This is a genomic window from Ancylobacter sonchi (genome assembly GCF_018390695.1).
Taxonomy (GTDB): Bacteria; Pseudomonadota; Alphaproteobacteria; order Rhizobiales; family Xanthobacteraceae; genus Ancylobacter; species Ancylobacter sonchi.
This window is the reverse complement of the sequence record NZ_JAHBGF010000036.1, coordinates 648,838-660,976: the sequence shown is the minus strand read 5'-3', so window position 1 is coordinate 660,976 and position 12,139 is coordinate 648,838. Positions and strand designations below refer to the sequence as shown.

8 protein-coding genes and 1 pseudogene are annotated in these 12,139 nt (G+C 55.7%); 7 read left to right on the top strand and 2 right to left on the bottom strand.

All coding sequences use genetic code 11. The features are described from left to right. The first annotated feature begins 36 nt into the window (after window positions 1-36). The gene (locus KHC28_RS23885) at window positions 37-1,080 is read left to right on the top strand and encodes an alpha/beta hydrolase (RefSeq protein WP_214010841.1); all 1,044 of its coding nucleotides are present in this window, start codon (window positions 37-39) and stop codon (window positions 1,078-1,080) included. On the opposite strand, the gene KHC28_RS23880 is transcribed toward KHC28_RS23885, so the two are convergent. Further along, entirely contained in the window at window positions 1,026-1,718 is a 693-nt protein-coding gene (locus tag KHC28_RS23880; RefSeq protein WP_214010840.1) for a 4'-phosphopantetheinyl transferase family protein, read from the bottom strand. The two genes, KHC28_RS23885 and KHC28_RS23880, sit on opposite strands and share 55 nt — an antisense overlap. Window positions 1,719-2,409: 691 nt before the next feature. On the opposite strand from KHC28_RS23880, the gene KHC28_RS23875 reads away from it, so the two are divergent. The 3 genes and pseudogenes from KHC28_RS23875 to KHC28_RS27915 all read left to right on the top strand — a co-directional run bounded on the left by KHC28_RS23875 (window position 2,410) and on the right by KHC28_RS27915 (window position 5,762). Further along, a complete protein-coding gene (locus KHC28_RS23875) occupies window positions 2,410-3,204 on the top strand; it encodes a response regulator transcription factor (RefSeq protein WP_214010839.1) in 795 nt (264 codons plus the stop codon). 882 nt (window positions 3,205-4,086) lie between these two features. After that, window positions 4,087-5,149, top strand: a pseudogene (gene istA, locus KHC28_RS23870) (IS21 family transposase). Beyond that, complete coding sequence (locus KHC28_RS27915; RefSeq protein WP_312893319.1) at window positions 5,121-5,762, top strand: ATP-binding protein; 642 nt, start codon at window positions 5,121-5,123, stop codon at window positions 5,760-5,762. The pseudogene istA and the gene KHC28_RS27915 overlap by 29 nt, the downstream one beginning before the upstream one ends. 513 nt (window positions 5,763-6,275) lie before the next feature. Here KHC28_RS27915 and KHC28_RS23860 read toward each other — a convergent pair. Then, window positions 6,276-8,147 carry a GumC family protein gene (locus tag KHC28_RS23860; RefSeq protein WP_214010838.1) on the bottom strand — a complete coding sequence of 624 codons (1,872 nt, stop codon included), beginning with the start codon at window positions 8,145-8,147 and terminating at the stop codon, window positions 6,276-6,278. Window positions 8,148-8,449: 302 nt separating this feature from the next. Here KHC28_RS23860 and KHC28_RS23855 point away from each other — a divergent pair, with 302 nt between their 5' ends. The 3 genes from KHC28_RS23855 to KHC28_RS23845 all read left to right on the top strand — a co-directional run bounded on the left by KHC28_RS23855 (window position 8,450) and on the right by KHC28_RS23845 (window position 11,845). Next, window positions 8,450-8,842 carry a VanZ family protein gene (locus tag KHC28_RS23855; RefSeq protein WP_214010837.1) on the top strand — a complete coding sequence of 131 codons (393 nt, stop codon included), beginning with the start codon at window positions 8,450-8,452 and terminating at the stop codon, window positions 8,840-8,842. Between the two features lie 79 nt (window positions 8,843-8,921). Continuing rightward, entirely contained in the window at window positions 8,922-10,397 is a 1,476-nt protein-coding gene (locus KHC28_RS23850; protein ID WP_214010836.1) for a mannose-1-phosphate guanylyltransferase/mannose-6-phosphate isomerase, read from the top strand. Then, window positions 10,394-11,845, top strand: a complete 1,452-nt coding sequence (locus tag KHC28_RS23845; protein WP_214010913.1) for a phosphohexomutase domain-containing protein — start codon at window positions 10,394-10,396, stop codon at window positions 11,843-11,845. Before KHC28_RS23850 ends, KHC28_RS23845 begins: the two co-directional genes overlap by 4 nt. The last annotated feature ends 294 nt before the right edge of the window (window positions 11,846-12,139 follow it).

Sequence of the window (12,139 nt, the reverse complement as noted above, 5' to 3'; positions counted from 1 at the left end):
ACCATGGCTGCAGCGTGGCCTATGGTGGATGAGGAGATGAGTAGATCAGTCGGCGGCCGGATCGCAACTATGGCGTCGTCTCTCACCTCTCAGCTGCGCCGGAGCATGGCGGCGCCGGAGCGCGGCATCGTCCATCAAACGCTGCTTCTTCCGGATGGAGCAGGGGGTAGTGTTGCTGATCGGATCACCATAGACATATGGCGTCCTCTGGCTGTGCACGGCCATTCTTCCGATAGCGGAGAGGGTAAAGTAGCATTGCTGCTCTATACCCCGGGCTCAGGAAAGCTGCGGACGGACAATGCGACGACGGCGGCCGCACTCGCTGGGCTCGGCTATGTGGTCGTCGCGCTTGACGACATTGAGCGGGCGCCAGAGCTGGCCGCGGCCGGCGTGAAGCCGCTGCTTTTCGATTTCACATCCGAGACCGCCTATAACGTCACCCTGGATAGTGGGGACGAGAAAGTTCACCAGCAGGCGCTACGGCTCATCGAGGTTCTCGATCGGCTAGCAAAGCTCCGGCGGCGTCCGGACGGGCCATCGTGGCTCGATACGGTGGTGCTTGATCGTGTCGGGGCATTTGGGTGGTCATTGGGCGGTTCGACCGCGGCCGAGGCGAGCGTGCTGGATTCCCGCATCGTTGCCGTCGCCAACCTTGATGGCTGGCTTTTCGGGCGAGCCGCCCATGGGGCGGTGAGCGCCCCCTATCTCCTCATGCTGAGCGATTTTCCATTTCCAAGCGATGTTGAGTTGGATCACGCTACTCCGGCACTCCGCTACGAGGCTCGCCTTACCCATCGAGATCTAACGGAGGAGTTCCGGCTCGTTCAACGTCCTGGAAGTCTCGGAATCCGTCTGGTGGGAGCGGTTCACGAAAATCTATCCGACTTCGCGTTGGGATTAAGCTTCTGGCGGACCTGGCTGCGCGCGGATCCCGTCCGGACTAAGGCGGTAATTGAAGCCTGTCTGGCGGTGTTCTTTGACCATTATTTACGCGGGAAGATCCCGGCGGGGTGCCTCGAAGAGGGCTATACCGCCGACGGCGTCCAGCGGTTCAGGACCAGTGAGTGGCCACGTCCGTAAGCTGCGAGGGCTCCCATGTAGCCGGCCGCAGGAATGAAATGGAAAAGCTCCCAGATCGCCGAAGTTTCGGACCTGCCGGCCAGCCGTAAGAGGCGAGGCTCGCGACTAAACTCTGGAGTGATGTCATATATGTCAGGTGGTTGGGCCAATCCCAGGCCGAGCACCTTGATCACAGCCTCCTTACGCGTCCAACACCGATAAAAATGCGTTGGCGACTCGTGCTGTCCGCAACTGGCAAGTTCAGCGCACTCGGAGGGGGAGAGGGCCACCTCCGCCAAGGCGAACTCCACCGGCGCGATCTTTTCAACATCGATACCCACGGGAAAGCCATTCGCTACTGCTAGAACGCCGAGGCCATCGGAGTGACTCAGGTTGAACTCCAGGCTCTCGTGCCGCTCAAGCGAGGGTTTGCCATGCGCGTTCCGAACGAAGGCCAACGTTTCCGGACGCTCGCCGGTCATCTTGCCGAGAATGTGGCGCATTATGCCATGTGCGGTGGTAAATCGGTCACGATCCTGCGTGCGTAACAGGCGCGCGCATCTCTGGGCTTCGTCGCCGGAAAGCCAAGAGTTGAATGCCGTAAGATCTCCCGCTGTACGATCCAGTTCGAAGATCCAGACGGTGATCTGACTGTTCATGTCGCTTCCTCATTAGCATGGAAAGCCAAGCACACCGATCGTGCGGAGCGGTGGTTACGGCAGGCTCCGTTTCTCCACCCGCAATCTAACGCTAGGGAATAATCATAAATGTCGAATTGAATTTATCAATTCGGATTGTTCTATATCAAAAATTGGTATGCGCGGATAAGTACACGATGTAATTTTTATAACCATAACAACGCTGTTCGGTATATAATGCGTGCATGAATAAAAATCAAAATAAATATAAATAATTATATCCATTTATTTGGATGTTCTATATATAGGTATTTTTACATATTAACAACATCCAAGGCATCTGATCGAAATGAAATTAAATCGCGATTTTCCGTGTCTTTTCCATATGTTGGAGGAGGTATTTTTTTGTCCTGGTTCTTTGTTCCTAACTTGTCGGCGGGGCGTGCACTGCGGTGATTGTTGGGAGGTGCTATGAGGTGGCACTTGAGGGGCGCGGGAGATTTGCCGTCACGGCTTAGTTCGTTTGTTTGCAATCTAGATCTAATTTCGGATAAGATGCGCATCCGAGGGTTGCTATATATCCTATGAAGGGTTGTGGTGGGTTGCGGGTTTTGATTGTTGCGGGTTGAGTGCGCCGCTTGTTGGGGCATGGAGTCTAATGGGTGTGATGGTACGCATGGAATAGATTTATGCGCAGTCAGGGAAGTGAATCATGGAAAAGGGAAGCTTCGATGCTTCGCTAGCGAAAGTGTCCAGATATTTAGAAGTGCACCCGAGGCCTTTGGTTGGGTGCGATATAGATGATGGGGTGTCGTTCGATGGGGAAGGGGCGCCTGCCTGTCGAGAAAAAAATGTCGTCGCTCTGATCGAATCAAGAAAACTCCTTGGTCAATGCCTGTCTCTTGCTCTTTATTCTGTAGATAGGACGACGGAATTTAAAGTATATGGGAGTATTTCGGATTGGAGGATTTCAGAGGATGCTTCGTCGACTTCTCTGATAATAATATCTGTTCCTGATAAATCAGATGATATTGGAGATGTTCTAGACATAAAGAAAGAGCTCGCGGAATTAAATCTGCATAAGCCTTCGGTGAGATTTGCGATCCTTTCGGATCGGGAGGCGCCTAAGCATGTGTTGAGCGCGATGCAAAGCGGTGCTCAGGGTTATATTCCGACCAGCATTTCAATTGAAGTTATTGCACAAATATTACATCTGCTCAGATTTGGCGGCACGTTTGTTCCTGCAAATAGTTTGATGATCATGGCTGGAACGCCGTCGGCAGTTGAGTCTTCTCAGTCGGGCGATGGTCAGATATTTACCTCGCAGCGACAATTAATGGTTGCCAGGGCCTTGCGTAAGGGGGCCCCGAATAAGGTTATAGCCTATCAATTGAATATGTGCGAAAGTACTGTTAAAGTACATGTAAGGAATATAATGAAGAAATTAAAAGCAAAAAATAGAACTGAAGTTGCTCTACTTGCAAGTCAGATGTTCCCTGATGATTAATTTTGGTAATTATTTAAAATTTTAGAGATTTTTGGTCGGAGATTTTTGTCGTGGCCTCATGGGTGGTGGTGCGGGTCTCGGCACCTTTTCCCGGTGGGCGATCGAAACGGAGATCAGAGAGGGTGGCTTGGGTGCCGTGTCTCTCCGAGAATGAGCCGAGCCCGTCGGGCGGGCATCGGATGAATGAAATGCCGGCTTCTCCGTGGTCGTTGTTTAATCCCGGAGTGTGATGGCTCATCATTCTCGCCATCAGCAATGCCGCACTCTGGGCTAGGTTCTGCGCGGATAGGTGTGGAGGCCTTGGGCGTTGACTGGGCCGTCGAAGGCGCAAGGAGCGCCATTGGCCCTTTCAGGACGAAGCCGCGCAGGCGCTGGCCCTGGCTGCCAGCCGCGCAGAGGGGCACGTCAGTCTTGGTCCAGGCCTCATCGATAAACACCAGGCGGATCGGATCGAGACGGCTTTGCCACGCGCACCGGCGCTGGTGGCGCCGAGCGACGCTGTTCCACGCCGGCTCAGGCGCGTATGGCACTTGTTGAAGCGTAGCCCGTTGTGCCGGAGGAGCAGCCCGCGGCAGGGTGCGAGAGGACGATGCCGCGCGCTGCCGGCTCATCCTGCATCTCGTGCAGCGTCAAGGTTGGGCGCCTGGGTCATTTGTTCGACGGGAAGGCGCGGTGGGGCTCCAGCACGGCTTGCGATGTCCGTCCATCTTGCCGGCTGTTGTCGCTGCCGGCTCAATTCTCCCCAGAAGTGCCGTTTGAATCTTCCCCAGTTGAGGCGTTGAACCGGTCTTCCGGGGCGCACGCAGGAAGACCGGTTGCGCGCTGTCGTTGACCCTCCTCCCATGGGCGAGAGGAGGCATCGGTGATCAAACTCGGGAATTAATGATGATCCTGGATTTGCACCGGCAAGGCCTGTCGGTGTGGTGATCGCGTGGTAGACCGGCGTCGATCGCAAGAGTGTCCGCAAATACATTGAGCGCGGCATCGAGGCGCCGACCCATGGGCCTTGCATACCACGCCAGAGCGTGATCGAGCCATTCGCCGTACATCTGAGCGAGTGCGTGGCTGCCTATCCCGGTCTGACCATGCAGCGCCGGTTCCGGGGGCTGAAGGATCGCGGTTACTAAGGTGGCCATACCGCCGTCACGAACTTCCTGCGGGAGGTTCGGACGGCACCGACGTCCCGGGTACGAAGTTCGGTTCGAGACGAAGCCCGGCGAGCAGGCCTAGGTCCATTTCGCCCGGTTTCACTTGTCTTCGCTCACGAGCCGACGACGCCATCGATCGTCTGGCTGTTCTCCATGGTGCTCGGCTATAGCCGGCTGATCTGGCACGGTTCGTCCTGCACCAAGACCTGCCGACGATGCTGCGTTGCCATTGCGTCGCTTTTGATGCGATTGGCGGCGTGCCACGCAAGATTCTCTACGATCGGATGACGGCTGTCGTCACCGGCGAGGGGCGCGCCGAGGGTATCGTCTACAATCGCAGCCTCATCGACCTCGCTCGCCACTTCGGATTTCATCCGACGGCCTGCCGGCCGTATCGCGCGAAGACGAAGGGCAAGGTAGACAGGCCGTATCTGCGCGCTCTGCCGATGGCGCCGTTCTGTGCCGTGCTACGCTTGGCGCGTCCTATCTCCCGGGAGAGCATGGTCAGCGTCGATGGCAAGGCCTCCAGTGTGCCCGACGCCATCCGGCGACGCGTGGTGAAGATCCACTCCCTCGCTAACGAGATCCAGATCTTTGAGGGCGGCCATCTCATCGCCGTTCATCCGGTGCTCGAAGGACGGAGCCGGCGGCGTATCGAGGCATGTCATCGTCGCCACGCCGAGCACGCGCGGTCGCGACCGACAGCGCCGGGCACGATCCTGCTGCATAGTCGCGGCGACAAGGTCGCTCAGCGCTCGCTCGCCTTTTATGACGCCGTCGGCCGGACCCTCGCCTAGGAAGGACGGTCATGAATGCGCCGTTCGGGTGCAGGTACGGCATCCACCGTCGACCGCATTCGGCACGATTTCGTCGGTCACAGAACGCCGCGCAGCCCTTGAGGCGCTCGACCATTTGGTCTGCGGCCTCGAACAGGGCGAACTCTCCGCCCTCGGGGCGATCGACATCCTCCCGTCCGAGGAACTCACGCTGCCGCTCGTGCCGAGCGCGAAGGGCGCCTGCAGGAACGGATCAGCCTCTGCTGCCGGCCCAGTCTCCTGCTTGTCGACGAGATCGGCTACTGGTCATCGTCGGCGGGGCCATCCGCCCCTCCAGCTCGTCAACACCCGCTACGAGCGTGGCGCCATGATCCCGGCCTTTAGCCGTGGTTTCGTTCAGCGGGGCAACGTCTTGGGGGACCCGGTCGTCGCTACCGCGTTGCTCGATCGCCTACTGCACCATGCTGCCGTTGTTCAGATCGAGGATCTAGCTATTGCCTGCGCCAGCACGCCGAACTCATGCCTGAGCATGTTGGCTCAAAGGTCAACATCGCGCGGCCCGGCATCGCACCGGTTCCCAGGTCGCGTGGCGGGCCACCGAGAATTCCCGACCTCTCCACGGTGCCCTGGGTGACCGAACTGGAGAATTTTACTTCGGCGCTTTTGGGGGAGATTTCGCGCGGCATTGACAGCTGTCACCGATCCGGTCGCGCGATGGCGCTGTCACCCCTTCGCCGCCGATGACACGGGAGCGTTGACCCGCGCGTGGCCAACCAGCTGCTTTCTTCGGCGAGGTCGAGATGAGCGCGACCTCACTCCAGCCGCTTGGATCCCGCTGCCATCTCTTCGCGAGGGAGGCACGAGCATCCGCCTCGGGAGCGGTCGGGCAAGCTCCCCACATTTTGCGAAGGAGGGCTGTAAAACATGGCCATAATCTTTTCCTGACCGCCACCGGACTGGATCGTTACCAGAGGAGCTCCTGGGTCGTTTTTTTTTGATTCTTCATCCACCATGAGCCCTTGATAACGGCCGCTATCGTATCGGTGGGCCGGTCGCAATTCCATCAGCCGAAATTTCAACAATATATTGGCCTGAATAGTAGATAATAATTTGATATGAATATCGTTGTATTTTATTAATCTATTTATTATTCATCTGTATTGGTTATTATTGCGCCAAGAATATTATAATTTAGAGATTTTAGCCAATATATGCTATCTTCAAGATCTTTCTTTGTCGTTGTTTCGAATTCTACATCTATAATTATGCCATCCAATAGTAAATATGAGGAAATATTTCCATGGTATTGAGTAATTGGTGGCAAATCAAATATTACGACATCGTAGTTTTTTAATATATTTCCGATTGTGACTCTTAATTTGGCTGTATCGTCTTGGCGGAAAATGGCAGGAAGCGCTGTTGTGTCTCCTATATTTATGATATCGACCGATGAGTCGTGCTGTGTCACGATAATTTGTTCGAGAGAGGTGAAGCCGAGCGCGGCCTCAATAAGGCCCAGGCGAGGGGGTGTTTCTAGAATATCATTCGCCATGGGGTTCTGCTGATTGGCATCAACAAGTAAGATACGGCGGCCATTAAGTGAAAATATGCCAGACATATTTTTTGCCAGAACTGATTTTCTTTTTCCTGCGCAATGGGATGTGATGCCAAAGCTAAATCGTTCGGCTGGGCGCATGCAGATTTCTATGCGCTCTCTGATCGCAACCATGGCGTTGCGTGCCGGGGGCGCGAATAGGGCGGGCGTCGTGGCGAGGTGCCTGGGGTTTGATTGACGGTGATACCGCACTGTTTCTTGCGAAGATGGTTGTGGCGCCACCTGCGATGAGTGCCCTTTGCGGAGGTGAAGTTTCTTCCGAAATTTTATGACGGGCAGAGCGCCGAGACACTCGATGCCAAGTTCCGTGCGAACTTGGCGCGCGGAGCGGATAGTATGGTCGAGTTGGTGTCGGAGTAGCGCGATGCCTCCCCCAGCGAGGCCACTTACGAGCAATCCCAGCATCAGGGTCATTGCCCCGCGTGGCTGCGTCTTTGAGAAAGGGGCTGTCGCTGATGTCAACACATGGGCGTCGGCGACGGGGAATGACTGGCGTTGCACCGCCTCGGTGAACCCTTGAAGAAAGCTTTCGTAGACGCGCTGATAGATTTGAGCCGTCGTCTCTAGTTCTTCTAGTGTATTGGCGGGTGCTTTGGCGGCGGGCTCGGTCTCGCCTGCTACATCCGAAGTCCCGTTAGGTCGGCCGTCGCCAGTGCGCGCGATCCGATAATCCCTGCGGGCCTTGAACTCTTGGACGGCTCTCGTGGCAGCGCTCATCTGGTTACGCAACTCGAGCGTGCGAGCTTCGAGCCAGTCGCCGCCCACGCGTGCCGTCTCCGAGCGAGCGGCGAGCTGATAGCGGATGTAGGCCTCTGCCGTGGCGTTGGCCACTTGCGCAGCACGATCTGGGCTGGGGGAACTGAAAGTGATATCAATAGCATAGGACATACCGGAGCGGCGGACGTCGAGATTACCGGCGAAGGCTTCCATGATGAATCGGGATCTTGCCGCTGATGACATCTCGACCTCGGGGGGCGACCAGATCGGTGCGAGAAGGCGGCGGATGAGGGATGGCTGCGGTTGAAAGTCTTGCGCATCTGCCAAGTGGAGATCGGCGATGACGCTCTTCGCGATGCGTTCCGATCGCAATACGGCTATTTGGCTTTCGACTTGTGCGGTATCGAGGGCGAGGACGGCGTTTCCCGTCTGTCCGTTCCATTGCTCCTGCACGCGCGGGTCAATGATGATCTGCGCGCGAGCTGCGAATATCGGAGTGGCAATCTTCAGATAAATAACGCAGGAGCCAAATGTAATTACCATTGGTAATGTAATGCTTATCCAATACCTTCTGATGAACGACGTGATGTCTCTCAAACTGAAATAGTCACGCGACGATGGATCGGCTGGCCAGACGCCGCCGGTGGATTGGTTCTTCTTGAATGAAGTGGAGGATGAAATGAACATTTAATGCTACCCGCAATCGCGTCATCGCCCCGCGAAGCGCGGTGGGCGGTTTTTTGACGAATATAAGTGAATGAAATCGGGAAAATTCAAACGAATCTCCAATGCGGAGAGGTATCCATAAGAGGGCTGGTTGAACCTTATGGGTAGCGAGTTGGGTAAAATTGATAGGTTCGCGACAGTCGCGTAATAAATTTTGCCTTTATTGCCTCTCATTGCGACTTGGGAAGTGACGCGGCTCTCCATTAAGTTTCACGGATATCGAGAGAAGTTGGGTAAGTTTTCGTTTTGGAGTGTGCCGATAAATGTCTAAAATTCTCAAATATGCTTTGTGTTTCGTTTTAATATTTGGAATTTCCGTTTTATCGTTGTTGCCGGCCCAAGCTATGTGGCGTATCGGGATAGCAAAGGAAGGAGAACATTTTGCGGCCTATTTCGGAGCAGTATTACTGATAGGCGCCGCGTTCCGCGTTGGATGGCGCCAAGGATTTTTGATGGCTGTGGGGTTTGTCACTCTGGCTGGTTTGCTTGAATTTCTACAAACCTTTTCACCAGGGAGAGCGCCGCATTTCCGCGAGTTCCTGGCAAGCGCGGCCGGCGCTGTTTCTGGCGCTATTGTGATTCAATTTATGTCGATGCGCATGTTTAAGATATTGAGGCGAAATAATATAAGTATTTACAATGATGCATTTAAATAATAAATTTTCATCTTAGTTCCAAATATCTCGCGATGTTATATGGTATTTTCCAGGCGAATAATGAAATTTGGAGAAGAATATGAACTCCATTAATCAGTCAATTTTCGTTGAGAGTTCTCATGTCGACGGCGACCATTTCGGTCGGTCCGATAAAATAGTTCCCGTTGTCATGTGTGGCGGCGCCGGCACGCGATTGTGGCCGGTGTCGCGCGATACGATGCCCAAGCAATTTGTTCCCCTGTTGGGGATAAAGTCGACCTTTCAGAGCGCGATGGAGTTGATTTCGGATCCAGATATTTTTTCTGAAGCAATTGTGATTACCAATGTCGAATATCGATTCATCGTAGCTGAACAACTCGCCGCGATCGGCGTCAAGGCGCAGATCATCCTCGAACCTTGCCGTCGGGATTCGTCTGCCGCCGTTGCAGTTGCTACCCAGTTTGTGCTGTCGCATATCGGCCCCCGTGTTGTCGGTGTCTTCGCTGCGGACCATGTCGTGCAGGATGGAGGCGCGTTCCTAGCGGCATGTCGGCATGGCGCAGCCGTCGCGGCGGAGGGGCGGATTGTCACGATTGGCATTTCGCCAACGCGCCCCGAGACGGGATTCGGGTATATTCGAGCCGGTGAAGAAGTGGGCGCTGAAGCTTATCGAGTAGAGAAGTTTGTCGAGAAGCCCAATGCTGAACGCGCTGCGCAATATGTAGAAGATAATTATTTGTGGAACTCCGGAAATTTCATCTTTGACGCAGCCACTATGCGTTCCGAATTTCGGACGTTCGAGCCGACGGTTTGGGACGTTGCCGCGACGGCGCTGGCACAGGCCACTTCCGATCTTGGTTGTCTGCTGCTGGATCCCCAGAGTTTCGAAAAGGCCAAGAAGATCTCCATCGACTATTCGGTGATGGAGCGCACCCACAAGGCGGCCGTCGTTGTCGGCGCCTTCCGATGGTCGGATGTGGGGGGGTGGCCTGCAGTGTGGGAAATGTCGCCAAAAGATGAAAACGGTAATGCCATCACGGGGCGCGGATATGTCTTGGATGGTGGTCGCAATTTTGTTGCGGCCGGCGAATCTGTCGTTGCTGTGATCGGGTTGGATGATGTCGCCGTCATTGCGACGCGCGATGCTGTCCTTGTAACCGCAAAGTCCAGGGCCGGGCAGGTCAAGGAAATGGTTAGCCTGATTTCGGCGAAGGGGGATACGGAGGCGACCACCCATCAGGAGGTTCATAGGCCGTGGGGCCAGTACCTTTCCATCGATCGCGGCGTCCGTCATCAGGTCAAGCGAATTACGGTGAAACCTGGCGGAGTGCTGTCGTTACAGAAGCATCATCACCGCGCCGAGCATTGGGTCGTGGTGCGCGGAACCGCCGAGGTCACCCGAAACGACGAGATCGTTCTCATCCACGAGAATGAAAGTATCTATTTGCCCATTGGATGTGTGCACCGCATGTCCAATCCCGGAAAGATCCCATTGGAGATCATTGAGGTGCAGGTGGGATCCTATCTCGGAGAGGACGATATCGTGCGTCTCCAGGATGCGTATCGGCGGGTCTGATGTCGAGCAGTCTGAAATTTGGAACATCCGGTTTACGAGGTCTCGTGGTGGATCTGGTCGGCCTGCCGGCCTACAGCTTCACGCGCGCCTTTTGCGCGATGATTGCGGAGGACGGAGCCGAAGGGGGTGGGCGTGAGGTTTTGATCGGGCGAGATCTGCGCGCATCAAGCCCCGAGATCGCCGACCAATGTGCGTGCGCCGTCGCCGATGCGGGCCTTTATCCGATCGATTGCGGGGCGGTGCCGACGCCGGCTCTCGCCATGGCCGCGATGACGAGAAGGGCTGCCGCCGTCATGGTCACCGGCAGTCATATTCCAGAAGACCGAAACGGATTGAAATTCTATCGCCCATCCGGCGAGATCGACAAGGCATCGGAAGAGCGCATTCTCAATTGGCATACCCGGCTTTCCCTTTCCGCGATGCCCGTGGTTTCTACGAGGGTTCGTCGCATCGATGCGCTCGCGGACTACCGCGCGCGCTATGAGGGATTTTTCGCTGCTGGGGTACTGGAGGGGCTCACAGTCGGTGTCTATCAGCATTCAACGGTTGGGCGTGATGTGATTGCTGACCTGCTTGCGGGATTGGGCGCCGAAGTCGTGCGGCTAGGGCGCGCTGAACATTTCATCCCGGTGGATACCGAGGCGCTGCGGCCTGAAGACGAGGAGCTGGTTCGCGGATGGGCGGCCGAACGGCGCTTTGATGCTCTGGTGTCGGCGGATGGCGACGCCGACCGCCCCCTGATTGCCGACGGCGAAGGGCGTTTCCTTCGTGGTGATCTGGTGGGGACCTTGACGGCGGCTTTCCTTAAGGCCGATGCCATCGTCACGCCGGTCACGTCAAACTCGGTACTGGAGCGATGTGGCCTTTTTGAAAGCGTCGTTCGCACCAGGGTGGGCTCTCCCTTTGTCATTGCGGGCATGGCAGACGCTCGGGCCGGGGGCGCGCAGATCGTCGTCGGCTTCGAAGCCAATGGTGGCACCCTGCTTGGTTCGGCAGTTGAGCAACATGAGCGACGGCTGGCGGCACTGCCGACGCGTGACGCGATGCTTCCGATATTGGCCGTCCTTGCGACGATAGCGCGATCGGGAGAGGCACTTGCTGCGCTCGTTGCAAGACAGGGCTTTCAGGCCGCCCTATCGAGCCGGCTGCCGAATGTGGCCCAAGAGCGGAGTGCAATTTTTATCGCTGCACTGGGCGACGGGGCATCGCAGGCCAGCCGGGTCGCCTTCGCTGCGCGAGGGGGGATCGTCGCACGAGATGGATGTGATGGTCTCCGGCTTACGCTCAACGACGGCACGAATGTACATTACCGCGCCTCTGGCAATGCTCCGGAATTGCGCGTCTATGTAGAGGCGGAAAATCCCGAGAGGGCAGAGGCGCTCCTTCAGGAGGGGTTAGGTTTTGCCGAAAGATGGATCGAGACTATTCCGAATGGTGGGGCGGTGTGATAGTGGATTGTCTTCTTGTGTTGTTTTTTAATTCGCGTATTGTGGAAATATATTTCAAATAAAATAGATAATTTATGTTTTAATTTGCGTTTTTTATTTTATGCTCGTGGCGAAAACATTTATTGATCGAGTGGTGCCTTGAAGGGGAAGGGGAAGGGGAACGAGATTTCCCGAGAATATCGATGTGACTCCTGCGCTTGGCTGTGGGTTCATCGGCATGTTGAGGAGGCCTTAAAAGTTTACCGTCTCCGGATTTCAGTTGGTTGGTTCGTGTTGCTTCGGGGTGGGCACGTT

Excerpts from the sequence above, each read along its gene's own strand:
- KHC28_RS23885 (WP_214010841.1), top strand. The coding sequence starts at position 37 with ATGAGTAGATCAGTCGGCGGCCGGATCGCAACTATGGCGTCGTCTCTC.
- KHC28_RS23880 (WP_214010840.1), bottom strand. The coding sequence starts at position 1,718 with ATGAACAGTCAGATCACCGTCTGGATCTTCGAACTGGATCGTACAGCG.
- KHC28_RS23875 (WP_214010839.1), top strand. The coding sequence starts at position 2,410 with ATGGAAAAGGGAAGCTTCGATGCTTCGCTAGCGAAAGTGTCCAGATAT.
- KHC28_RS27915 (WP_312893319.1), top strand. The coding sequence starts at position 5,121 with ATGACGCCGTCGGCCGGACCCTCGCCTAGGAAGGACGGTCATGAATGC.
- KHC28_RS23860 (WP_214010838.1), bottom strand. The coding sequence starts at position 8,147 with ATGTTCATTTCATCCTCCACTTCATTCAAGAAGAACCAATCCACCGGC.
- KHC28_RS23855 (WP_214010837.1), top strand. The coding sequence starts at position 8,450 with ATGTCTAAAATTCTCAAATATGCTTTGTGTTTCGTTTTAATATTTGGA.
- KHC28_RS23850 (WP_214010836.1), top strand. The coding sequence starts at position 8,922 with ATGAACTCCATTAATCAGTCAATTTTCGTTGAGAGTTCTCATGTCGAC.